Here is a 21538-nt window from a genome sequence, read left to right on the forward strand (position 1 = left end):
GGTGCAGCGGTCAGCCAGTCAGGGGCCTTGGCGCCACGTTCGGCGAAAAAGATGTGCCGCAGGGCGCGGGCCTGTGTGCCGTTGCGCAGGGTGATAAAGGTCTCGCGTTCCTGCTCAAGCGCCTCGTCAAACGGCACCGAGGCGGAAATCTCGATCAGATCCAGCGCCCGCTGCGGCGCGATCTGGGCGCGTTGTTTCTTGTCAGCGGCGGCGCGGGCGGCGGCGATTGCATCGGCGTCCGGCTCGGGCGCGGGCAAGGTCGAGACGATCGGCAGCGTGTCCAGCGCCTCGCCCACCACCATCATCGCTTCGGCCAGCGGGTCTTCGGCCACGGCGTCGATGATGCCATCGGCCAGCGCGGCCTCGGCGGTAAGCGCCTTGCCGGTCGAAATCAGCTCGGCCGCGCGGGCGGTGCCGACAAGGCGCGGCAGGCGCTGCGTGCCACCGGCGCCGGGCACCACGCCCAGCGTCACCTCGGGCAGACCCAGTTGGGTGCCGGGGGCGGCGATGCGATAGCGGCAGGCCAGCATCAGTTCCAGCCCACCACCCAAAGCGGCCCCATGTGCTGCGGCAATCCACGGCACCGAGCACGATTCGATCCGATTCAGAACGTCCGGCAGATGCGGCGCCACCGGCGGGGCATCGAATTCGCGGGCATCGCCCCCGGCGGCAAAGACACGGCCCATGCCGGTGACGATCACCCGGTCAAGCCCGGGCTGGTTTTCGGCCCAGTCCACAGCGGCCATAAGGCCTTGGCGCAGGGCCAGCCCCATCGCGTTCACCGGAGGATTGTCCAGTTCCACAATCCCTGCCGCTCCGTCACGCCGACACTTAACCGCCATTTGATTCCCCCTCAAATTGATGCTATATAATGCCCAAATAGGCACTATATTGCAAATTATAATCACGGATCGCCATGACAAACGATAGCCCGCTTTTGTATTCCCGCGTAGACGGAATTGCCCATATTACGCTGAATCGACCCGAGCGTCTGAACGCCCTGACCCGCGATCTGTTGCTTGCGTTCGCCGAGGCCGCCCAGGATGCCGCCAGCCGCAGCGATGTGCGGGTGATTTCGATCACCGGGGCCGGACGGGCCTTTTGCGCCGGGCAGGATCTTGCGGACCGCGATCCGCGCAAACTGACCGCGCCGCTGGATCTGGAAAAGCTGCAAATCGAATTGTTTCACCCTGTGGTCACGGCGCTGATTGATGCGCCGCAGCCGGTGGTGGCCTGCGTCAACGGCGTGGCCGCCGGGGCCGGGTCCAGTCTGGCACTGGCGGCGGACATGGTGATCGCCGGGGAATCAGCGAAATTCGTACAATCCTTTTCGAATGTCGGGCTGTCGGTCGATGCGGGCGGCGGTCGGGCGCTGGTGCGGGCGCTGGGTCCGGCGCGGGCGCGGGCGATCCTGATGCTGGGCGATTTCCTGACTGCCGAAGAAGCCGCCGAAAGCGGGCTGATCTGGAAAGCGGTGCCCGATGACATGCTGGCCGCCGAACATGCGGCGCTGCTGAAACGGCTGGTGGCGAAACCGGCGATGGCGATGTCGGGCATCAAGACCGCCTTGCGCGCGGCGCAGGATATGCCCGATCTGCAAAGCTATCTGGCCGAAGAGGCCCGCCTGCAAGGCATCGCCGGGCGCCACCCGGATTATGCCGAGGGTGTTCTGGCATTTCTTGAACGCCGTCCGCCGGAATTCGGTAAAGACTAAGCCGGGCGCGGCCTAGTCGAGGAACCCGCGTTCCTTGATCAGCGTCAGCAGGTCTGCAAGCGAGGTCTTCAGCGGCTTGCCCGAGGTATCCAGACGCGCCAAGGCCCGCTCGTACAGCGGCAGGCGGTTGGTCAGGATCGTCTTGAGCTGCGACATCGCCTCGGCATTGCCAGCCATCGGCCGGGTATCGCCCTGCGCCCGCACGCGGTCCATGTGTTCTTCGGGGCTGGCGGTCAGCCAGATCGTGTGGAAATGGTTCAAGAGGGTCGTATAGGTGTCGGGTTCGACCACGATCCCGCCCGCGACCGCCAAAATCATCGTGTCATGGGTGGCGATCACCCGGCTTAGGGCCTGCGCTTCCAGCTTGCGATAGCCTTCCTGACCATACAGCGCCATCACCTCGTTGATCGGCATGCCGCTTTGTTCTTCGATCTCGCGGTTCAATTCGACAAAGGGAATGCCCAGCGTCGCACCGGCCATCGCGCCCAGCGTCGATTTCCCGGCGCCGCGCAGGCCGATCAGACAAATCCGCCGCGCCCGCATCGCCGAGGCCGGGATCGGGTTCAACAGGTCGATCACCCGCTGGCGGGTTTCCAGATTGGCGGCGCGGAATTGTTCGGCCATCCGCAGCACGTCCGACGTCCACGGATCTTCTTCGCCCATCAGCCACTCGATCCGGTGATCCAGCGCCGTGGCGACCCGTTGCAACAGTCCGATCGAGATATTGCCCTCGCCCGCTTCGAGCTGCGCCAGATAGCGCGGCGAGACCCCGGAAATTTCCGACAGAACCCGGCGCGGAATGCCCTTCAGCTCGCGGGCCTTGCGCACACGTTCACCGACCCGTGCGATCAGTGCATCAACAGCCGCATCAACAAACGAGCGGCGGTCACTGGGCGTTGTTTCACCCTTAAAATTAGTTATTTCGCCCATTCGGACTTCCGATCATGCACTATAGCGCACATCTTATCTGGTTTTAAGTTTGGCACAATTGATTTCAATCAACCCCCTGCAAGTAGCGGGGCGATGATCGCGCGGATCTCCTCTGGAGGCTTGGTTTTGGTGAACGTGTCGGCCTGACTGAACACACAGACGAAACGGCCGTCAAAGCAGGTCTTGCCGTTCTGGCGGCCGATGACTTCGAACTCGATCGAGGTGTCGCCCAGCCGGACCGGACGCACCGCACAGATCAGCCGGTGCCGCGGAGTCACCGGCGAACTGAAATTCATGCTCAGATGAACAAAGGGCGTGCCCAGATTGCGGTCCAGCTCCATCTGGAACCAGCCGTCGCCGCCCAGATGATGTTCCCACCACGCGTTGATCGCATCCAGCGCGAACCACGGCAGACGCCCGGTATAGGCGATCTTGGCCGGGTCGCAATCGCCCCACGTCACGCGGATCTCGTGTTCAAACGGGGCGGTTGCCGCCATGGTTTTGCTCCTGATCAGTAGGTCTCGACGTGATAGCGGCCTTCGCTTCGCATGGTGTCACGCAGCGCGACCCATTGGGTGCCGATGCTTTCGGCGATATTGGTAAAGGCTTTCTCGACGCCCTCCTCCATGCCGCGCAGACCGCAGATATAGATATAGGTGTTCGGGTCGGTCAGCATGTCGGCAATTGCCTCTTCCTCGACGATCAGTTGATCCTGCACATAGGATTTCGGCACGCCGGGAATGCGGCTGAACACCAGATGCTTTTTCAGCAGGCTGTCGGGGATTTTCCCCAGCGGGCCGAAATACGGCAGGCTGTCGGGCGTGCGCGCGCCAAAGAACATCACCATACCGCCGCTTTTGTTGCCGACCGTGCGCTGGCGGCGCATGGTAAAGGCGCGGAACGGCGCCGAGCCGGTGCCGGTGCAGATCATCAGCAGCCGCGCCTGCGGGTCGTCGGGCATCAGGAAGGTCGAGCCGAACGGCCCGGTGACCTGAACCTCGTCGCCCATTTTCAGATCGCAGACATAGTTCGAACAGACGCCCTGCTCGTGCCGTTTCACGGTCAGCGACACGTTGCCATAGTTCGGACGTTCACCATCGCGCGGGCTGGAGATCGAATAGAGCCGCGGCAGATGCGGTTTGCCGTCGGCACCGGTGCCCGGCGGGATGATGCCGATGCTTTGACCTTCGAGAACCGGGAAGGGCTTGCCGCCGAAATCCAGAATGATGTGGCGCACATCGGTGTCGGCGCCTTCGGCCGTCAGGCGATAGCTGCCCTGCACCTTGGCGGTGATCGGGTTGGCCAGATTATACATGTTGATCGTCGGCTTCGAGGCCGTCGCCGGGGCCTTGGCCTTGCCGCCCGCGCCCTTGTGCGCGTCGGCCAGCAGCGCCGCCATGGCGTCGTCCAGTGCCTCAAGCGAGGTCGCTGCGTCAGAGCCGCCGCCGGTCAGGATTTCCTCTTGCTCGGGCAGTTCAGCCCAGCCGAATTGGTCGTCCAGCGAATAGGGCGTGTTCACAATCCGCCATTCGTCGATCGAACCAGTGGGGCAAACCGGGATACAGGCCATGCAGAATTCGCATTTGTCGGCATCGATCACCACGTTGTTGGCGTCATGCACGATTGCGCCTTCGATCGGGCAGGTCATCTCGCATGTGTAGCAACGAATGCAGATTTCCGGGTCGATCAGATGTTGCTTAAGCGGTTGGTTCATACCCGTGCCCCTTTGGATTTCAGGAGAATTTCGGGAAGGTGTGCCAGTTCCTGAAACTGCGGGCATTTGCCGTGGCAATCCTCGCAATCAAGGCAGGCGGCCTTGAGGCGCGCGATATGTCCGGCTTCGCGCTGACGCGCGTTCATCTCAATGTCCATGCGACCCTCCCTGTCGTCTTTATGTGTTGGCAAAGGCAGGGCGGCACATGGCCGCCCTGCCCCGGATGACCTTAGGCCATATGCAGTTTGACGTATTCAAAATCGCCCGGCTTGTTGTCGATGCCCACTTTCGGGGCCGAAATCCAACCAGCGAATTTGCCCGGCTCGATGACCGGAACCATCAGCGACTGAATATAGTCGCCATCGGCATGGGTCGGCAGCCAGTCTTTGACGCCCGAGTCATAATCGGCACCCGACAGCAGCTCGCCTTCGGGGCTGAACAGCTTGTCGGCGAAGACGCCGATTTTGCGGTTGAACGCTTCGTGCGGCAGTTTCATCTCGAACTGGATACCAGATTTCTCGATGATCTTGTTCCAGCGGCCAACGCCACCCGCGGCATCGCGGCTGTAATCGTCGCGCAGACGCATGTTGATCGCGGTCAAGGCCGGAACTTCGTGCTGCACCAGCTTGCCATCGACCATATCCCACACTTTGTAGGTGTCGTTGGTCAGCTTGTGGTCGTCTTCGATCCGGTTTTCCATGTACCGGCCTTTGATACCCGCATTGAACGCGTTGGCGGCGTTGGTCGAAACCTCTTGGCCAAACAAGTCCAGCGACAGGGTGTAGTGCAGGTTCAGTTTCTTCTGGATCAGCGGCAGGTCGATCACGCCCAGGGCGCGGATACGGTCGATGTCATAGGGATCATCGATGCCGTTTTCCTTCATCACCTGACAGGTGCGCTCGATCGTGCGGCCGACACCGGTTTCACCGACGAACATGTGGTGAGCTTCTTCGGTCAGCATGAAGCGACAGGTGCGCGACAGCGGGTCAAAGCCCGACTGAGCCAGCGATTCCAGCTGCATCTTGCCATCACGGTCGGTGAAGTAGGTGAACATGAAGAACGACAGCCAGTCCGGGGTTTCTTCGTTGAAGGCGCCCAGCATACGCGGAGCTTCTTCCGAACCCGACTGACGACGCAGCAGATCATCGGCTTCTTCGCGGCCATCGGCCCCGAAATATTTGTGCAGCAGATACACCATCGCCCACAGGTGACGGCCTTCTTCGACGTTGACCTGGAACAGGTTGCGCATGTCGTAAAGCGACGGCGCGGTCTTGCCGAGGAAACGCTGCTGTTCGACCGATGCCGGCTCGGTGTCGCCCTGAATGACGATCAGGCGTTTCATCAGGTTGCGGTATTCGCCCGGCACTTCCTGCCATGCGGGCTGACCCGCGTGTTCACCACAGGGAATGGTGCGGCCTTCGACTTGCGGCGCCAGCAGAACACCCCAGCGGTATTCCGGCATCTTCACATAGTCGAACTTGGCCCAGCCTTTGGGGTCCACGCTGACAGCGGTCCGCAGATACACGTCCGATTTCTGGAAGTTCTGGGGGATCAGGTCACTCCACCAGCTGATATAGCCGGGGTGCCATTTTTCCAGCGCCTTCAGAACGCGCTTGTCCGAGCTGAGGCCCACGTTGTTGGGAATTTGGGTGTCATAGCTGACATTGATAAGATCGAGCATTGAGTTCCTCCTGTTTCCGGTGCGCTCCCGCACGCACCGGTATCTGTTGGGTCTGGGGTCAGGTCAGACGCGCTGCATGTTGTAATCGCCACGCACACCGGTGCCATAGCGTTGCAGGGCGCCGTCTTTGCCCACCGCGTTGGGGCGCTGGAAGATCCAGTTTTGCCAGGCGGTCAGGCGGCCGAAGATGCGCGTTTCCATCGTTTCGGGGCCGGCAAAGCGCAGGTTTGCTTCCATGCCGGTCATTGCATCGGGCGAGAAGCTGGCCCGCTCTTCCATGAAGATGCGGATTTCGTCTTCCCAGTCGATATCGTCCATGATGTAGGTGACAAGGCCCAGATCCTGAGCTGCCTCTGCATCAATGTCAGTGCCGATCGCGGCCTTGGCGGCGTCGACGGCCTCGGGGGTGCCGAGAAAGCGGGTTTGCAGACGGGTCAGGTCGTTGCCCATCGGGTAATCGCCAAAGTTCGAGCTGGCCAGCTTGATGGTTGCCAGCGGGCGGTTGTCGCCTTCGAACTCGCCTTCCATCATGTAGCTGCGATCGACCGACCACAGCAGCTCGGCCAGAACCCCGGCAAAGCACGAGCCGTGCTCGACCAGCGCAACCAGCGACCGCGAGGTCATGTCGACGCGTTTCAGCACGCGTTTCCAGTATTTCAGGATTTCGTTCGCCAGCCAGTGATCCTTGTTGTCCAGCAGCAGTTGCTCGTGGGCCAACAGTTGATCCGGGTCGCCCTGAGTGCGCAGCGCCAGCAGACCGATTTCCATCTCATTCAGGCGCATGTGCAGGATCGCATCATCCAGTTCGCGGGCCAGACGCAGCAGGTAGGTGTTCGCACCCTGTGCCGCGACTTCGTCCATCGACGCCGGGGCCGGCGTGTCGGGGCCATGCAGGGTGACGGTGGCTTTGCGGCCAGCGCGGTCGATCGCGACCTCGACCAGCGAATAGGTGACGCTGTCGTGGCCAAAGCTGCGGTCCAGCGGCGTCAGGGTGATGCCTTTTTCCACATCGGCCTTGGCCGAGTTGGCGGCGAATTCATGGGCACGTTCGGACACGGCGGCGTCGAATTTCGAATTCGGAACCACTTCGTCCACCAGACGCCAGTCCAGCGCCCGCTTGCCTTTGACGCCCTCTTCGATCGAGCAGAACACGTCGGCCAGATCGCGGCGCACTTTGCGCTTGTCGGTGACGCGGGTCAGACCGCCGGTGCCGGGCAGAACCGCCAGCAGCGGAACTTCGGGCAGCGCCACGTTGGACGAGCTGTCGTCGGTCAGCATGATATAGTTACAGGCCAGAGCCAGCTCATAGCCGCCACCGGCACAGGCGCCGCGCACGGCGCAGATGTATTTCTGGCCCGAGTCGACCTCGGCGGCCTCAAAGGTGTTGCGGGTCTCGTTGGTGAATTTACAGAAGTTCACCTTATGGGCATGGGCCGCGCCGCCCAGCATGCGGATGTTCGCACCAGCGCAGAACACCTTGTCCTTGCCGGACTGCATGACGACTGTCTTGACCTCGGGGTGTTCAAAGCGCATCCGCTGGATCACATCGGCCAGCTCAATGTCGACGCCCAGGTCATACGAGTTCAGCTTAAGCTGATAGCCGTCGAACAGGCCGCCGTTCTCATCAACGTCCATAAACAGGTTGGCCACCGGGCCATCATACTCGACACGCCAGTGGCGATATTTCGAGGGGTCAGTCTGAAAATCAATAACCTTGGTCACGTCGCGTCTCCTCCAGGATATCTTGTTATCTGCATTATAGTGCGCATTTGCTTCTGCGGGAAGCGGTTTGTGTATTATAGTGCTTATTTAGTTTTGTTATTTTTCAGCTACTTAGCTATTTCAGGCCAAAACGACCCTTGGTCATTTATGCATTATTTTGCATTTCTAAGGGTCAGCACGGGTTCCCAGCGCCAGATTCGCCTGTTGTTCGATCTGCGCCAGCCGGGCAAGAACGACGTTCAGATCGCATCCCATCACCCGTTCAACGTCCGGCGTCATGCATTGAGACAGCAGGTCCCGCGCCAGTCCAACCAACCGCAGCGCCGCCGAAGGCCGGGCCATCGCCAGCTTAAGCCGGGCATTGGCCACCTGAATCAGCGCCTGCACGAAGCGCCGTTCAGCGCTATCGGATGGCAGGGCCATCCAGACAGGCTCGAACATCTCGTGCGCCTCCCAGAAATAGCCCGCCTGTAGCCAAACCAGACCGTGCCGCCACGCAGCCGAGGCGGCCAGTTGCACCGGGCCATCCCCATCCCGAACCGTCCCGCGCAGGGCGCTGAACGCGCCCTCGGGGTGGCGGTCGGTCCGACCCGGCACATAGGCATGGGTCGGAAACCCGATGCCCTGCGCCTCTGGCATCAGAGCGACAGCTCGCAAGCTGCATCAGCCAGGGCCGCCAGTGCCGACGGGCCGCCCTGAATCGCGGTGCGCTGCATGTGAAAGCGCAAACCACGGGCGCCGCCCAGTTCTTCGCCACCACCGGCACGGCCGGGGCCGCCATGCGCACATTGCGGCATCACGATCGAATGGCCGGTATGGTTGCGACCCACTTCAGCATCGACCATCAGGATGCGGCCATGCCACGGCGCCAGCCCGGCAACGACTCCGGCCTGAACGGCGCGGTCATCCGAGAACAGGCTCAGCGCCAAAGACCCCTCGCCCGCCGCGCCAAGCTGAACCGCCTGATCCAGATCGGCGTAAGGCAGGATGGTGGCACAAGGGCCAAAAACCTCGATCTCGTGCACGGCGCGGGCCGCGGTGGGATCGTCACACAACAGCAGTTGCGGCGCGACAAAGCCGGAATTGGGCGCGACATCGGGCAGGCTTGCGGTTGCCACGGTGCGGGCCTCGGCCCCCAGACGGGCGATGTTTTCCAGCGCGGTATCGCGCTGCGCCACGTTGATCAGCGGCCCGACGCGGGTGGCCTCATCAGCGGGATCGCCAACGGCCAGCGCCGAAACTTTCGCGCCCAACGCCTCGGCAAAGGCCGGGGCCAGCGCAGCCGGAACGAGGATGCGGCGGATGTTGGTGCACAGCTGACCGGCCTTGATGGTCAGCGCCTTGGCGGCCTCGCGCAGGGCAAGATCGAAAACCGGGCTGTCGGGGGTGACATCGGGGCCAAGGATCGTGGCGTTGACGCTGTCGGCCTCAACTGTCAGACGCGGCGCGGCGGCGCGGCCTGCCAGCGCCTGCCGGAACATCGCGCCGGTGTCGGCCGAGCCGGTAAAGGCGATCGAATCCATCGGGCCCAGCGCATCGACCAGACCTTCGCCACCGCCGCAGATCAGCGACAGCGCACCTGCGGGCAGAACCCCGGCAGCAATCACATCGCGCACCATCTGATAGGACAGCAGCGACGTCGCGGTCGCGGGCTTGGCAAGACTGGGCGCCCCGGCCAACAGCGCCACGGCAACCTTTTCCCACATGCCCCACGACGGAAAGTTGAACGCATTGACCTGAACCGCAACGCCGGGGCGCGAGGTCCAGACATGGCGCGAAAAGAACACCGGATCGCGGGCAAGCTGATCCTGACCGGGTTCGATCAGGCTGCGGGCATTGCCCAGCGATTTCGCCAACCGCGCATAGGTTTTCAGCGTGACAATCCCGCCATCGATATCGACCGAGGCATCGGACGCCGTGTTGCCGGAATTCTCGCGGGCGATCCGCACATAGGCGTCGCGGTTGGCGATCAGAACATCGGCCACCGCCTTAAGCAGCTCTCCGCGTTCAGCAAAGGTCAGCGCCCCCAGCGCCGCGCCACCGGTGTCACGGGCAAAGGCGATCCCGCCTGCCAGATCCAGACCCGAGGCATCGGCCCGCGCGATTTCTGCACCCGTGACCGGATTGACCAGCGGACGCCCTGCGCCCGAACCGGCCACCCACTGACCCGACAGATAGCTTTCAAGTTTCATGCGGTTTTTACCTCGACTGTCTCGATCCGGCGCAACCGCGCGGTAAATTCCGCCACCGCCGCCAGAGTTTTTTCGGTCTGATCGAATTGCGGCGCGTGCCGGCAATCCTGCAACATCTCGACATCGACCGGCGCATAGCAGCGGCTGGTGATTTCGGTGATCTGCGCTTCGGTGCCGTATTGGTCCTGCACCCCCTGGATGGCCAGAACCGGGACGCGGATATAGTCGATCACATCCGCCACGTTCCACGCCTTGAAATCGGGGTGCAGCCAGCTGTCATTCCAGCCCCGGAACGTCATCTCGGGGTCACGGTGATAGCGAGCCATCTTTTGTTTCAGGTCCGTGGTCTGATACGCCACTTTCGCCTGAGCGATCTCGGCCAGCCCCATGTCCTCGGTAAAGAAATGCGGCGCCATCAGCACCAGACCGCGCACCCGGTGATCCTCGACGCTGCCGCCATAGATCGCGGCGATGGTCGCGCCATCGGAATGGCCCATCAGGATGCCGGAATGAAAGCCGATCGCGTCCAGAACATGCGGCAGCACGTCAAGGGCCTCGCGGGTCATATAGTCCAGCGGGCGCGGCATGTCGCAGGGATCGGACTGGCCATAGCCCGCGCGCGAAAACACGAACACACCCCAGCCGGTGGCCTGCGCCAGCGCCTGCGGAAAATCCCGCCACAGCGCCGCGCATCCCAGCCCCTCGTGCAGCATCACGATGGTCGGCGCCTGATCCGGGGCCGGGCCGTAACAAGCATATTCCAGCCCCCGCCCCGCCACCGGCAGCAACGCACCGGGGGTTTCAGACCATTCGACCGCCATCACGCGGTCTCGCGCAGTTTGAAGCGCTGGATCTTGCCGGTCGCGGTTTTCGGCAGTTCGTCGACCACGGTGATCCAGCGCGGATATTTCCACATGCCGATCTTGGTTTTGACGAACTCTTTCAGCTCGGACACAACCGACGCATCGGCCCCGTCTTTCAGCACGATAAAGGCGGCCGGCTTTTCAAGGCCTTCCTCGTTCTTATGGGCCACAACAGCGGCTTCCAGAACGGCGGGGTGTTCGACCAGCGCCTGTTCGACTTCGAACGGCGAGACCCAGATGCCCGAGACCTTGAACATGTCATCAGCACGGCCGCAATAGACGAACCGGCCCTCGGGGGTGCGCTCATACTTGTCGCCGGTGCGGGTCCAGTGCCCGGCAAAGGTCGACAGCGATTTGTTGCGGCGGTTCCAATAGCCTTCGGCGCTGGACGGGCCGCGCACAAGCAATTCGCCCACGTCCGAGCCTTCGACCTCTTCGTCGTGCTCGTCGACCAGACGCACCTCATACCCCGGCACCGGGGTGCCCGAGGTGCCATAGATGATGTCGCCGGGGCGGTTCGACAGGAAGATATGCAGCATCTCGGTCGAGCCGACGCCATCGACGATCTCGGCCTTCCACAGCGATTCCCAGCGCTCGCCCACTTCGCGCGGCAAAGCCTCGCCCGCCGAGGTGCACAGGCGAATATTGTGTTCGGGCGCGGTGCCCTTTTTCTCTTGCTCGTTCACCAGCGCGGCATACAGCGTCGGCACACCGCAAAAGATCGTCGGGCGCTCGGCGGCCATGATGTCGAACACGCTGTCCGGGGTCGGGCGGCCGCTGAACAGAACGGTGGTCGCCCCGACAGACAGCGGGAAGGACATGGCATTGCCCAGCCCATAGGCAAAGAACATCTTGGCGACCGAGAACACCACGTCATCTTCGCGCAGGCCCAGCACTTGCTGGCCAAACGTGTCAGCGGTGGCACGCAGCGACGAATGCACGTGACGCACACCTTTCGGCGTGCCGGTCGAGCCCGAAGAATACAGCCAGAACGCCAGTTCATCGCCGCAGGCTTCGACCGCGTCTTCGATCGGCGCGTCCTTGACGAATTCGTCGTAACGCTCGGTCCCGTAGGGCGCCTTGCCTTTGCCGATCACCACGACGGCGCGCAGGAAGCGGTTGCCGTCCAGCGCCGGGCGCACGGTTTCCCACAGCGCCTCAGAGACGACCAGAATCGTCGCGCGGCTGTCGTTCAGCATGTTTTCATAGATGTCGGCGGCCAGAAGCGTGTTCATCGGCACCGGAATCGCACCCGCCTTAAGCGCGCCCCAGAACACGATCGGGAATTCCAGCTGATCGCGGACGATCATCGCAACGCGCTCTTCCCGGCGCACGCCGTGGCGGCTTAGCGCGCCGGCAAAGCGACCGGTTTCCTCGGCCAGTTGACCATAGGTCAGCGTGCGCTTGTCGCCGTCAGCTTCGCGGTAGGCGACCTTGTCGGCGCGGCCTTCGTCAATATGCCGGTCAATGAAATAAAGTGCGGCATTCTCGTTGATGATCGTTTCCACGTCTTCTCCTCCCTAGAAGCGCAGCGGGCCGGGCCCTGACTGTCTTTTGTTACTTGCCAGTAAATTCGATTGCCCCGCCCGGCAGCAGATACAGCACATAGGCGTCTCCACCGCGGACCGTCGGGAAATGTGCGCTGCCCGGACCGTATACATACCATCCTTCGGGCTTGCCGTCGAAACGCGGTTCACCGTCCAACGCCATGATCGCGCCGATCTCGCCGGTGGTGTGCACGTGGTGCGGACCGCGGACATCTTTCATACGCACGACATCGACACTGAATTCCGCCGCCGAAGTGTCGGGCTTGATCGCGCGGCCGAACTTGACCCCGCCAGCCTCGCGCGAGACCAGCCAGCCTTCGGCCTCGCCGGTCTGGCATTCCTGCTTGAGACGCTGAAACGCCTCGCCCTCGGCGGGGTATGTGGCGTTCAGATAGGCCTCAAGATCGGAATCCAGCGCCCGGCCCGTGATCGAACCGGCAATTTCCCCAATCAGTTCAGCAAAGCTTTCAGCGGACATCATTCCCTCCCTGGCAAGAATCGCGCATCGTCAATTATGCTTTATAATGCACTTTCTGCACCATTATGCAACATATTGCTTTACTGGATGCACTTTTTTGCATAAAACCAGAGTCGCACCAAGGTCTGAGGAGGATCTTGTCCGCACTCAAAGGGAGGAACCTATGAAGAAATATATCTCCGGGCTGGCCGTTGCCGCTGCCCTGACCACCATCAGCACCGCCGCTTTGGCCGAAACCACCGTGGGCTTGCTGCTGCCCAAATCTGGTGTGTTCGCCGCGCTGGGGAACGAAATCGACGACGGTTTCGTTTTTGCACTGGAAGAAGCCGGTCGCGCAGATGACATCAAGATCGTCCGCGAAGACACCGAAGTCAAACCGCCGGTCGGTCTGGCCAAGGCGCGTAAACTGGTGCTGCAAGACGAAGTCGACGTGATCGTCGGCGTGGTTTCGTCGGGCGTTTTGGGCGCGATGCGTGACTTCATCCACGAAGCCGAAGTGCCGCTGATCGTATCGAACGCTGGCAACGACGCCGCCACCGGCGCCGCCTGTAGCCCCTATATCACCCGCGTGTCGTTCTCGAACGGCCAGGTCAACCGCCCGATGGGCCAGTGGATGCACGATCAGGGCATTCAGAAGGTCTATACGCTGGCGTCTGATTATGCTGCCGGTCACCAGATGATCGACAACTTCACCGCAGCCTTCACCGAAGCCGGCGGCGAGATCATCGGCTCGGAATACACGCCGTTCGGTCAGACCAAGGACTTCGGCCCCTACCTGACCAATGCCCGCGCTGCCAACCCGGATGCGATCTTTGTGTTCTATGCCGGTGGCGAGGCCATCAGCTTTGTCAAACAATATGGCAGCTTCGGCATGGCCGCTGACGTGCCGCTGTTCGGCTCGGGCTTCCTGACTTCGCCGCTGTATGTGGCTGCCGAGGGCGATGCCGCCGTGGGTGTGAAAACCTCGCTGCATTACGTGCCGACGCTGGACACCCCCGAGAACAACGCCTTTGTCGCGGCGTTCAAGGAACGTTTCGGCCGCACCCCGTCGGAATACGCGGTTCAGGGTTACGACTCGGCCCGCGTTCTGCTGGGCGCGCTGGATTCCGGTGCCACCGATCGCAAGTCGATCGCTGCTGCCCTGCCCAAGGTCAGCTACACCGGTCCGCGCGGTCCGCTGGAAATCGACCCCGCCACCAACAACGTGGTTCAGAACATCTATATCTATGAAACCGTCAAGGACGGCGATGCTCTGACCCAGAAAGTCGTTGGTGTGGTCGAAGGCGTGCGTGACGCGCCCAACGGTTGCGCTCTGCAATAAGCCTGCCCTACTTCCCCGCGCCCGATCGTCCGGCGCGCGGGGAAGACCATTTTCTCAGGGGGACTGTCTGCCATGACCGATGCCGGCTTCTGGATTCTGCAATTTCTGAACGCGCTTCAATACTCGATGCTGCTGTTCTTGCTGTCGATCGGGCTGACCGTGATCTTCGGCCTGCTCCATTTCATCAACCTTGCCCATGGCGCGCTGTATATGCTTGGCGCCTATGTCGGGGTCAGCATCGCCGCCGCCACCGGCAGCTATTGGGCCGCCTTCCTGCTGGCACCTCTGGCCGTCATGGCAATCGGAGCGGTGCTGTATTTCACCCTGATCGACCGGTTAAGACAGGCCGGGCCGATGAATCAGGTGCTGGTGACCTTCGGCCTGATCTTTGTCTTTCTCGATGCGGTGCGCATCGGCTGGGGCGATATTGCCCTTGGCCTTGATGCTCCGAAAATGTTTCAGGGCGCCAGCCATATCTTTGGCGTCGATTATCCGACGTATCGGCTGTTCATCATCGCGCTGGGCCTTGTCGTGATGGGGGTGCTGATGGTGATCCTGAACCGCACCCAGATCGGCGCGATGATCCGTGCCGGGGTTGAAAACGAACACATGGCCGCCGCGATGGGGATCAATGTCGGTCGGCTGTTCTTTCTGGTGTTCTGCGTCGGCTGCGCGCTGGCCGGTCTGGCGGGCGTCGTTGCGGCGCCGGTGTTCTCGGCCACTACGGGTATGGGGATCTCGATCCTGATCCCGACCCTGATCGTCGTGGTGATCGGAGGCCTTGGCAGCCTGCAAGGCGCGGTCGTCGGCGCCCTGATCGTCGGGTTCCTTGAAACCCTTGGTGCCGCGGTTCTGCCCGGCTTTGCCGCGATCAGCGTCTATCTGCTGCTGGCCGCCATTCTTGTTCTGCGCCCGCAGGGCCTGATTCCGGCGCGGGGTTAAAGCAATGTTTCGTCAAACCCCGCTTCGCACCTTCGCCCTGATCGCAGTTCTGGCCGGTCTGGCCACCTATGCCGCCACCGGAGGCTATTTCGCCCGCGAGATCGTGCTGGAAATCACCATTCTGGCCATTCTGGCGGTCAGCCTGGATATCGTCTCGGGCTTCGGCGGCATGGTGTCGCTGTTCCACGGCGCGCTGATGGGCCTGTCGGCCTATGGCTACAGCGTGCTGACGGTGAAATTCGGCCTGCCGCCCCTGCCCGCTGCGGTGCTGGGCGTGGCCTTTGCCGCCGTCTGTGGCACCATCGTCGGCGGCATCGCCTCGAACACCACCGGCATTTTCTTCATCATGACCACGCTGGCCTTCGGGCAGTTGGCTTATACCCTTGTCTTTCAGTCGCGCTGGCTGGGCGGCGATGACGGCATGGGCGGCATCCCGCGGTTTGATTTCAAATGGCTGGGCATCAACATGAATGACTCGCTGCAATTCGCGATCTTCGCGATCCTGCTGCTGGGTCTGGTCTATGTCGCGGCGGCGGTGCTGTTGCGCGGGGCCTATGGCCGGACGCTCAGCGGCGTTCACGCCAACGAGGACCGGATGCGCGCGCTGGGCGTCACCACCTGGGTGGTGCGGATGCGCGGCTTTGGCTTTTCGGCGCTGCTGGCAGGGGTTGCCGGGATCATCGCCGCGCAGCACACACAGTATATTTCGCCGGAGCTGCTGTTCTGGACGGTCTCGGGCGAGGTTCTGATCGTCGCCATTCTGGGCGGTTCGGGCACATTGATCGGCCCGGCGATCGGCGCGGTGGTCTTTGTGCTGCTGAAGCACGAGATCAGCAATTATACCGATCACTGGCATATGTTCGTCGGCGCCGCCCTGATCCTGACCGTTCTGGCAGGCGGGCGCGGGATTTACGGGCAGCTTGAACATTGGCTCAAGCGGGGGGACGCGTGATGCTGGAAGTCCGCAATCTGTGCAAATCCTTCGGCGGCATTCATGTCACCCGCAACGTGTCCTTCACGTTGGAGGCCGGCGAGCGCCGGGTAGTTCTTGGCCCGAACGGCGCCGGGAAAACCACGCTCTTTAACCTGCTGGCCGGGACGCTGAAACCGACCTCGGGCGATATCCTGCTGGAAGGCAAATCCATCAGTCGTCTCAGCGCCAGCCAACGCGCCCGCGCCGGGATTTCCCGCAGCTATCAAAAGAACAACCTGTTCCAAGACCTGACGTTTCGGGAAAACCTGATGCTGGCCGCCGCCGCTGGCGCCGGGCACACCAGCGCCCTGTTCCGCGACAGCTTTCAGGACAAGCGCCTGAAGGAAATCGCTGACGAGGTGGCCGAACAGGTCGCCCTGACCGATCTGCTGGATCGGCCCGTGGCCAGCGCGTCTTATGGCAACCGCCGCCAGCTTGAGGTCGGTCTGGCCCTTGCGACCAAGCCGCGCCTGCTGCTGATGGACGAGCCGACCTCAGGCGTCGGTCCCAGCATGATCGACGGGTTTCACCACCTGCTGCAACGGCTGCCGCGCGAGCTGACCGTTGTCATCATCGAACACGATCTGGATCTGGCCTTTGACGTGGCCGACCGCATCACCGTGCTGAACTATGGCGAGGTGGTGTTTGAAGGCACGCCCGAGGAGACCCGCGGCAATCAGATCGTGCGCGATATTTATCTGGGGAGCTGGCAGGCCGATGCTTGAACTGAACGCGATCCAAAGTGGCTATGGCGAAACCCGCGTGATCCACGGCCTAGACCTGACGGTGCGCGAAGGCACGGTGCACGCCCTGCTGGGCCGCAACGGTGTCGGCAAATCGACCACGTTGAAAACCATCATCGGCCACCTGCGGCCGATGGCGGGCAAGATCCTGCTGGATGGCGCCTCGATCGGCGGCAAGGCTCCGCATCAGGTGTCGCGCATGGGGGTGGCCTATGTGCCGGAAACCCGCGACGTGTTCGGCGCCCTGTCGGTGAAGGAAAACCTTGAACTGGCCGGTCGTCTGGCCCCGGCCAATCCCAGCTGGACCATCGAGCGGGTGATCGACTTTTTCCCCAATCTCGGCAATCGCATGTCGAATGGCGGGCATGAATTGTCGGGCGGCGAACAACAGATGCTGGCCATCGGCCGCGCCCTGATGACCGAGCCGCGCATCCTGTTGCTGGACGAACCGACCGAGGGTCTGGCCCCGATCATCATCCAGCAGATCTTCAGCAAGCTGAAAGACCTGAAAGCCGAAGGCCTGACGATCCTGCTGGTCGAGCAGAACTTCAACTTTGCCGCCGGTCTGGCCGATGAAATCAGCCTTGTCGGGCGCGGGCAATGCGTCTGGCACGGCACGGCGGCCGAACTGGCCGCTGACAGCGACACTCACCAGAAATGGCTGGGCGTCTGATCTGACCCTGACGATCAAAGCGCGACCCTTTGCGCGCTCTGGCTGACCACGATCCCGGCCCTTCCCATGGAGGGCTTGGGGTTGTGGCTGGTCCTGTCGCTAAACCCGGTCGGCGTCGGTGAACGGTTCGATCAACTGCGGACCATCGGCGCGGTTCGAGTTGACCTCGGGGCTGACGCGATGAAAGGCAAAGCGGCCCTCGGGCGCGGGCAGCATCAGCTTTGCGGCGCCGGTCCCGGCCTCGCCCAGCCAAAGCGGCCAATCCCGGGGCTCAATGGACAGCGGCATCCGGTCATGCACCGCCGACAGGCTGTCATTGGCGCGGGTGGTGACGATAGCGCAAGTGCTGATCCCCTGCCCGTCCTGCTCCCAATCCTGCCAGATCGCGGCAAAGGCAATCGGCGCGCCGTCGCTGCGGTGGATATACCACGGCAACCGCGCCCCGCCCGGCCCCGCCGACCATTCGTAATAGCCCGTCGCCGGGATCAGCCCGCGCCGTTGGCGGCAGGCGGCGCGAAAGGCCGGTTTCTCGGCGATGGTTTCCGCCCGCGCATTGATCAGCAGCGGCCCGTCGGTCGGGGTTTTATACCACTGCGGCACAAAGCCCCAGCGCATCGGCCGCAAACGGCGCTGGCCCTCGGTGCTGGCGACAATCGCGATCTGCTGGCCAGGGCACAGGTTGAAATCGGGCACCGGCGGCAGGTCATTCGCCGGGGTGGCCGCGAACAGCCGCGCCATGGCGTCATGCGGCAGGGTCACGGCTAGGCGGCCACACATCCGCGCCTACCGGGAATAGGATTTGCGGGCGATCTCGATCCGCGCATCCATCATCGACATTTCCCGCATGATCTCGCGGCGCTTGGTGCGGTCGCTTTCCTCGCGCAATTCGGCGCGCAGCCGCTCAAGCTCACGCGAGAGGGTGACGAATTCCGGCACGCCGCCGCTTTCGCGCACCAGCCGGTTCAGCAGCGCGTTCTGCGGGTCGTCAACGGGCGGCAAGGGCTTGCCCGCGCCCGGCAGGTTGTCAAACGCCCCGTCGGCCTCGGCCAGTTTGATGCGGGCGTTAATCAGGTCGATCAACGGATGGTCCATGGCCTAAGAATGCCACCAAGCCCCGCAAAGAAAAAGCCCCCAGACGCCCCGGATCGCCCACCGCAGCAGCGCTTGGGATTGACCGCGGTCCCGGCACAGGGCATGTCACCGACATGCTGATTTTCAAGATCCTCCGCCGCCCCGAATGGGTCGAGTTCCGCGATACCGGCTCAACATTGGGCGCGCCGGTCGATCTGGCGGACGGATTCATCCATTTCTCGACCGCCGCGCAGGTCGCCGAGACCGCCGCCAAACATTTCGCCGACGAAAGCGATCTGGTGCTGGTCGCGTTCGATTCGGATGCGTTGGGCGAGGCTCTGAAATGGGAACCGTCGCGCGGCGGGGCGCTGTTCCCGCATCTTTACCGGCCGCTGCGACTGGACGAGGTGATCTGGGACAAGTCGCTGCCGCTGGGCGCGACGGGCCATATCTTTCCGAAAGGTGTCGTATGAGCGTGATCGAAAAGCTGGGCCTTGCCGTCCTGCACAAATGTGATCCCGAGCGGGCGCATGGGTTGTCGCTGACGGCGCTGCAGACCGGTCTGATGCCGCTGCCGGGGGTCTATGGCTCGCCCCGGCTGGCGACGCGTCTGGCGGGGCTTGATCTGCCGAACCCTTTGGGGCTGGCGGCGGGATATGACAAGAATGCCGTGGCGCTGGCGCCGCTGGCGCGCGTGGGCTTTGGCTTTGTCGAGGTCGGCGCCGCCACCCCCCGGCCCCAGCCCGGCAACCCGCGCCCGCGCCTGTTTCGCCTGACCGAAGACGCCGCCGTCATCAACCGCTTTGGCTTTAACAACGACGGCATGCAGGCCATCGCCACCCGGCTGGCCGCCCGCGCCCCCGGCCCGATCGTCGGCCTGAACCTTGGCGCAAACAAAGACAGCAGCGACCGCGCCGCCGATTTTGTCCGGGTGCTGGAACATTGCGGCCCGCATGTCGATTTCGCCACGGTCAATGTCAGCTCGCCCAACACCGAAAAGCTGCGCGATCTGCAAGGCAAGGCGGCGCTGTCGGCGCTGTTGGCCGGGGTGATGCAGACCCGCGCCGCGCTGGCCCGTCCGATCCCGATCTTCCTGAAAATCGCCCCCGATCTGAACGCCGATGAACTGGCCGAAATCGCCGAGGTCGCGATCTCCAGCGGGCTGGACGCGGTGATCGCCACCAACACCACCCTGTCACGCGACGGCCTGCGCAGCGCGCATAAATCCGAAACCGGCGGCCTGTCCGGCGCGCCGCTGTTCGAGAAATCCACCCGCGTTCTGGCGCAATTGTCGAAGCTGACCGAGGGCAAGCTGCCGCTGATCGGCGTCGGCGGCGTTGGCTCGGCGGAACAGGCCTATGCCAAGATCCGCGCCGGCGCCAGCGCGGTGCAACTTTATTCCGCGATGGTCTATCAGGGCTTGTCTCTGGTGCCGCGCATCGTGCACGGGCTTGAAGATCTTCTGGCCCGTGACGGGTTCAATACCGTGGCCGACGCCGTTGGCACCGGACGAGAGGACTGGCTATGAGCGACGTTATCATCTGGCACAACCCGCGCTGTTCGAAATCTCGGCAAACCCTTGCCTTGCTTGAGGAAAACGGCATCACCCCGACCGTGCGCCTGTATCTGGACGACGCGCCCGATCTGGACGACCTGAAGGCCGCGCAGGCGGCCTTGGGCCTGCGCGCGGTCGAATTCTGCCGGGTGAACGAGGCAGCTTTTGCCGAGGCGGGCCTGTCCAAAACCGATGACGACGCCACCCTGCTGGCGGCGATGGCGGCGACGCCGAAACTGATCGAACGCCCGATCGTGTTCGCGGGTGGCAAAGCGGCGTTGGGCCGTCCGCCGGAACAGGTTTTGGACCTGTTCAAGGTCTAAGGCCGGATCGCGCCCGCCTCGGTCACGATAACATCCATCGGCTGATCGGTGGCTTCGACCGTCAGGGCATCGACCGCCTGCCCCTGAAAGGCAAAGCCGATCGCCACGACCGGCCCGGCGGCGCGCAGCTGTTGCAGCGTGCGGTCATAAAACCCACCACCATAGCCCAGCCGATACCCGCGCCCGTCATAGGCCAATAACGGCACCACCAGAACCTCGGGCACCAGATCCGGCCCCTCGGCCGGGATCAGCGCGCCAAACGCCCCGGCGATCATCACGGCTCCGGGATGCCAACCGCGAAACCCCAAAGGCCGGGCCTTGCCCAGAACCACCGGCATGCAGATCGACGCATCCAGACGCGACAGCGCCGGCACCGGATCGGCCTCGCCGCGCATCGGCATATAGCCCGAGATCACCTTGCCCTGATAGCCGCGCAAGACCTGATACAGCGCCTCACCCGCCGCCGCGACGCGCGCAGGCGTGTTCAGCCCCTGCCGCTGCTCCAGCGCCGCCTGACGCTGCGCTGTCTTGGCCGCCGCAACCCCGGTCATAGCAACAGAATCGTGGCCAGCCCCAGAAACGCGAAAAAGCCGACCACATCAGTCACCGTGGTCACGAACGCGCCCGAGGCCAGCGCCGGGTCAACGCCCAGTTTCTCTAACGTCACCGGCACGACAATGCCCGCCAGACCGGCTATCACCAGATTGATGATCATCGCGCTGCCAATCACCACGCCCAGCATCGGCGAGCCGAACCACAGCATCCCGACCCCGCCCATGACAGCGGCGAAAATCACACCGTTCACCAGACCGACCAGAGCTTCGCGTCGCACAACCCGCCACAGGTTCGATCCGGTCAAGTCCTTGGTGGCAATCGCGCGCACCGCCACGGTCAGGCTTTGCGTCCCGGCATTGCCGCCCATCGAGGCCACGATCGGCATCAGCACCGCCAGCGCCACCAGTTGCGTGATCGTGCCCTCGAACTGGTCGATCACCAACGAAGCCAGAATCGCGGTGATCAGGTTCACCCCCAACCACGGCAAACGCCGCTTGGTGGTCTCGATCACCCGGTCCGACAGGCTGCTTTCGCCGACACC

Annotated in this window: 25 protein-coding genes; 9 read left to right on the forward strand and 16 right to left on the reverse strand. The window is 63.1% G+C overall.

Annotated elements, in window-relative coordinates; genetic code table 11:
• On the reverse strand, positions 1-842 hold an 842-nt coding region (locus ABYW26_RS00450), incomplete at its 3' end, for an enoyl-CoA hydratase/isomerase family protein (RefSeq protein WP_372602689.1).
• A 74-nt stretch (positions 843-916) separates the two neighbouring features.
• On the opposite strand from ABYW26_RS00450, the gene ABYW26_RS00455 reads away from it, so the two are divergent.
• On the forward strand, positions 917-1714 hold the full coding sequence (locus tag ABYW26_RS00455; RefSeq protein ID WP_372602690.1) for an enoyl-CoA hydratase-related protein: 798 nt from the start codon (positions 917-919) through the stop codon (positions 1712-1714).
• A gap of 12 nt (positions 1715-1726) precedes the next feature.
• Here ABYW26_RS00455 and ABYW26_RS00460 read toward each other — a convergent pair whose 3' ends face one another.
• The 11 genes from ABYW26_RS00460 to ABYW26_RS00510 all read right to left on the reverse strand — a co-directional run bounded on the left by ABYW26_RS00460 (position 1727) and on the right by ABYW26_RS00510 (position 12841).
• Positions 1727-2644: a helix-turn-helix transcriptional regulator gene (locus tag ABYW26_RS00460; RefSeq protein WP_372602691.1), complete on the reverse strand. Its 918-nt coding sequence runs from the start codon at positions 2642-2644 to the stop codon at positions 1727-1729.
• A 68-nt stretch (positions 2645-2712) separates the two neighbouring features.
• Complete coding sequence (locus ABYW26_RS00465) at positions 2713-3141, reverse strand: acyl-CoA thioesterase (protein ID WP_372602692.1); 429 nt, start codon at positions 3139-3141, stop codon at positions 2713-2715.
• 14 nt (positions 3142-3155) lie between these two features.
• Positions 3156-4358 (reverse strand): benzoyl-CoA 2,3-epoxidase subunit BoxA, encoded by a 1203-nt coding sequence (gene boxA, locus ABYW26_RS00470; RefSeq protein ID WP_372602693.1) that lies wholly within the window; start codon positions 4356-4358, stop codon positions 3156-3158.
• A complete protein-coding gene (locus ABYW26_RS00475) occupies positions 4355-4516 on the reverse strand; it encodes a hypothetical protein (RefSeq protein ID WP_372602694.1) in 162 nt (53 codons plus the stop codon). Before ABYW26_RS00475 ends, boxA begins: the two co-directional genes overlap by 4 nt.
• 71 nt (positions 4517-4587) lie before the next feature.
• A complete protein-coding gene (boxB, locus tag ABYW26_RS00480; RefSeq protein ID WP_372602695.1) occupies positions 4588-6039 on the reverse strand; it encodes a benzoyl-CoA 2,3-epoxidase subunit BoxB in 1452 nt (483 codons plus the stop codon).
• A 63-nt stretch (positions 6040-6102) separates the two neighbouring features.
• A complete protein-coding gene (boxC, locus tag ABYW26_RS00485; RefSeq protein WP_372602696.1) occupies positions 6103-7761 on the reverse strand; it encodes a 2,3-epoxybenzoyl-CoA dihydrolase in 1659 nt (552 codons plus the stop codon).
• Between the two features lie 165 nt (positions 7762-7926).
• A complete protein-coding gene (locus tag ABYW26_RS00490; RefSeq protein ID WP_372602697.1) occupies positions 7927-8400 on the reverse strand; it encodes a DUF309 domain-containing protein in 474 nt (157 codons plus the stop codon).
• On the reverse strand, positions 8400-9953 hold the full coding sequence (locus ABYW26_RS00495; protein WP_372602698.1) for a 3,4-dehydroadipyl-CoA semialdehyde dehydrogenase: 1554 nt from the start codon (positions 9951-9953) through the stop codon (positions 8400-8402). Before ABYW26_RS00495 ends, ABYW26_RS00490 begins: the two co-directional genes overlap by 1 nt.
• Entirely contained in the window at positions 9950-10774 is an 825-nt protein-coding gene (locus ABYW26_RS00500; protein WP_372602699.1) for an alpha/beta fold hydrolase, read from the reverse strand. Before ABYW26_RS00500 ends, ABYW26_RS00495 begins: the two co-directional genes overlap by 4 nt.
• Positions 10774-12315 carry a benzoate-CoA ligase family protein gene (locus ABYW26_RS00505; protein ID WP_372602713.1) on the reverse strand — a complete coding sequence of 514 codons (1542 nt, stop codon included), beginning with the start codon at positions 12313-12315 and terminating at the stop codon, positions 10774-10776. Before ABYW26_RS00505 ends, ABYW26_RS00500 begins: the two co-directional genes overlap by 1 nt.
• A gap of 58 nt (positions 12316-12373) precedes the next feature.
• Positions 12374-12841 carry a DUF4863 family protein gene (locus tag ABYW26_RS00510; protein WP_372602700.1) on the reverse strand — a complete coding sequence of 156 codons (468 nt, stop codon included), beginning with the start codon at positions 12839-12841 and terminating at the stop codon, positions 12374-12376.
• A 163-nt stretch (positions 12842-13004) separates the two neighbouring features.
• On the opposite strand from ABYW26_RS00510, the gene ABYW26_RS00515 reads away from it, so the two are divergent.
• The 5 genes from ABYW26_RS00515 to ABYW26_RS00535 all read left to right on the forward strand — a co-directional run bounded on the left by ABYW26_RS00515 (position 13005) and on the right by ABYW26_RS00535 (position 17493).
• A complete protein-coding gene (locus tag ABYW26_RS00515; protein WP_372602701.1) occupies positions 13005-14162 on the forward strand; it encodes an ABC transporter substrate-binding protein in 1158 nt (385 codons plus the stop codon).
• Between the two features lie 72 nt (positions 14163-14234).
• A complete protein-coding gene (locus ABYW26_RS00520) occupies positions 14235-15104 on the forward strand; it encodes a branched-chain amino acid ABC transporter permease (protein WP_372602702.1) in 870 nt (289 codons plus the stop codon).
• A 4-nt stretch (positions 15105-15108) separates the two neighbouring features.
• Positions 15109-16056: a branched-chain amino acid ABC transporter permease gene (locus ABYW26_RS00525; protein ID WP_372602703.1), complete on the forward strand. Its 948-nt coding sequence runs from the start codon at positions 15109-15111 to the stop codon at positions 16054-16056.
• Positions 16056-16802, forward strand: coding sequence for an ABC transporter ATP-binding protein (locus ABYW26_RS00530; RefSeq protein WP_372602704.1), 747 nt, complete (start codon positions 16056-16058; stop codon positions 16800-16802). The genes ABYW26_RS00525 and ABYW26_RS00530 overlap by 1 nt, the downstream gene beginning before the upstream one ends.
• A complete protein-coding gene (locus ABYW26_RS00535) occupies positions 16795-17493 on the forward strand; it encodes an ABC transporter ATP-binding protein (protein WP_372602705.1) in 699 nt (232 codons plus the stop codon). Before ABYW26_RS00530 ends, ABYW26_RS00535 begins: the two co-directional genes overlap by 8 nt.
• 99 nt (positions 17494-17592) lie before the next feature.
• On the opposite strand, the gene ABYW26_RS00540 is transcribed toward ABYW26_RS00535, so the two are convergent.
• Together ABYW26_RS00540 and ABYW26_RS00545 are read right to left on the reverse strand one after the other, a co-directional pair.
• Complete coding sequence (locus ABYW26_RS00540) at positions 17593-18270, reverse strand: SOS response-associated peptidase (protein ID WP_372602706.1); 678 nt, start codon at positions 18268-18270, stop codon at positions 17593-17595.
• Positions 18271-18276: 6 nt separating this feature from the next.
• Positions 18277-18585 carry a DUF1992 domain-containing protein gene (locus ABYW26_RS00545; RefSeq protein ID WP_372602707.1) on the reverse strand — a complete coding sequence of 103 codons (309 nt, stop codon included), beginning with the start codon at positions 18583-18585 and terminating at the stop codon, positions 18277-18279.
• A 113-nt stretch (positions 18586-18698) separates the two neighbouring features.
• Between ABYW26_RS00545 and ABYW26_RS00550 the strand changes: the two genes are divergently transcribed.
• Genes ABYW26_RS00550 through arsC form a run of 3 tightly spaced genes read left to right on the forward strand, consistent with a single transcriptional unit; the run spans position 18699 to position 20442 of the window.
• Positions 18699-19037, forward strand: coding sequence for a DUF952 domain-containing protein (locus ABYW26_RS00550; protein ID WP_372602708.1), 339 nt, complete (start codon positions 18699-18701; stop codon positions 19035-19037).
• Positions 19034-20092 carry a quinone-dependent dihydroorotate dehydrogenase gene (locus ABYW26_RS00555; RefSeq protein ID WP_372602709.1) on the forward strand — a complete coding sequence of 353 codons (1059 nt, stop codon included), beginning with the start codon at positions 19034-19036 and terminating at the stop codon, positions 20090-20092. Before ABYW26_RS00550 ends, ABYW26_RS00555 begins: the two co-directional genes overlap by 4 nt.
• Positions 20089-20442, forward strand: a complete 354-nt coding sequence (gene arsC, locus ABYW26_RS00560) for an arsenate reductase (glutaredoxin) (RefSeq protein WP_372602710.1) — start codon at positions 20089-20091, stop codon at positions 20440-20442. Before ABYW26_RS00555 ends, arsC begins: the two co-directional genes overlap by 4 nt.
• Here the strand turns inward: arsC and ABYW26_RS00565 are convergent.
• Both ABYW26_RS00565 and ABYW26_RS00570 read right to left on the reverse strand, forming a co-directional pair.
• A complete protein-coding gene (locus ABYW26_RS00565; RefSeq protein WP_372602711.1) occupies positions 20439-20993 on the reverse strand; it encodes a 5-formyltetrahydrofolate cyclo-ligase in 555 nt (184 codons plus the stop codon). The two genes, arsC and ABYW26_RS00565, sit on opposite strands and share 4 nt — an antisense overlap.
• Positions 20990-21538 (reverse strand): magnesium transporter (locus tag ABYW26_RS00570; protein WP_372602712.1); only part of this gene is annotated, 549 nt, incomplete at its 5' end. The genes ABYW26_RS00570 and ABYW26_RS00565, both read right to left, overlap by 4 nt.

Origin of the sequence: Actibacterium sp. (assembly GCF_041584535.1) — a bacterium.
Taxonomy (GTDB): domain Bacteria; phylum Pseudomonadota; class Alphaproteobacteria; order Rhodobacterales; family Rhodobacteraceae; genus Actibacterium_D.

Bases quoted from the DNA above. Each gene is read 5' to 3' on its own strand.
- ABYW26_RS00455 (WP_372602690.1), top strand. From the start codon at position 917: ATGACAAACGATAGCCCGCTTTTGTATTCCCGCGTAGACGGAATTGCC.
- ABYW26_RS00460 (WP_372602691.1), bottom strand. From the start codon at position 2,644: ATGGGCGAAATAACTAATTTTAAGGGTGAAACAACGCCCAGTGACCGC.
- ABYW26_RS00465 (WP_372602692.1), bottom strand. From the start codon at position 3,141: ATGGCGGCAACCGCCCCGTTTGAACACGAGATCCGCGTGACGTGGGGC.
- boxA (WP_372602693.1), bottom strand. From the start codon at position 4,358: ATGAACCAACCGCTTAAGCAACATCTGATCGACCCGGAAATCTGCATT.
- ABYW26_RS00475 (WP_372602694.1), bottom strand. From the start codon at position 4,516: ATGGACATTGAGATGAACGCGCGTCAGCGCGAAGCCGGACATATCGCG.
- boxB (WP_372602695.1), bottom strand. From the start codon at position 6,039: ATGCTCGATCTTATCAATGTCAGCTATGACACCCAAATTCCCAACAAC.
- ABYW26_RS00490 (WP_372602697.1), bottom strand. From the start codon at position 8,400: ATGCCAGAGGCGCAGGGCATCGGGTTTCCGACCCATGCCTATGTGCCG.
- ABYW26_RS00495 (WP_372602698.1), bottom strand. From the start codon at position 9,953: ATGAAACTTGAAAGCTATCTGTCGGGTCAGTGGGTGGCCGGTTCGGGC.
- ABYW26_RS00500 (WP_372602699.1), bottom strand. From the start codon at position 10,774: ATGGCGGTCGAATGGTCTGAAACCCCCGGTGCGTTGCTGCCGGTGGCG.
- ABYW26_RS00510 (WP_372602700.1), bottom strand. From the start codon at position 12,841: ATGTCCGCTGAAAGCTTTGCTGAACTGATTGGGGAAATTGCCGGTTCG.
- ABYW26_RS00515 (WP_372602701.1), top strand. From the start codon at position 13,005: ATGAAGAAATATATCTCCGGGCTGGCCGTTGCCGCTGCCCTGACCACC.
- ABYW26_RS00520 (WP_372602702.1), top strand. From the start codon at position 14,235: ATGACCGATGCCGGCTTCTGGATTCTGCAATTTCTGAACGCGCTTCAA.
- ABYW26_RS00525 (WP_372602703.1), top strand. From the start codon at position 15,109: ATGTTTCGTCAAACCCCGCTTCGCACCTTCGCCCTGATCGCAGTTCTG.
- ABYW26_RS00530 (WP_372602704.1), top strand. From the start codon at position 16,056: ATGCTGGAAGTCCGCAATCTGTGCAAATCCTTCGGCGGCATTCATGTC.
- ABYW26_RS00535 (WP_372602705.1), top strand. From the start codon at position 16,795: ATGCTTGAACTGAACGCGATCCAAAGTGGCTATGGCGAAACCCGCGTG.
- ABYW26_RS00540 (WP_372602706.1), bottom strand. From the start codon at position 18,270: ATGTGTGGCCGCCTAGCCGTGACCCTGCCGCATGACGCCATGGCGCGG.
- ABYW26_RS00545 (WP_372602707.1), bottom strand. From the start codon at position 18,585: ATGGACCATCCGTTGATCGACCTGATTAACGCCCGCATCAAACTGGCC.
- ABYW26_RS00550 (WP_372602708.1), top strand. From the start codon at position 18,699: ATGCTGATTTTCAAGATCCTCCGCCGCCCCGAATGGGTCGAGTTCCGC.
- ABYW26_RS00555 (WP_372602709.1), top strand. From the start codon at position 19,034: ATGAGCGTGATCGAAAAGCTGGGCCTTGCCGTCCTGCACAAATGTGAT.
- arsC (WP_372602710.1), top strand. From the start codon at position 20,089: ATGAGCGACGTTATCATCTGGCACAACCCGCGCTGTTCGAAATCTCGG.
- ABYW26_RS00565 (WP_372602711.1), bottom strand. From the start codon at position 20,993: ATGACCGGGGTTGCGGCGGCCAAGACAGCGCAGCGTCAGGCGGCGCTG.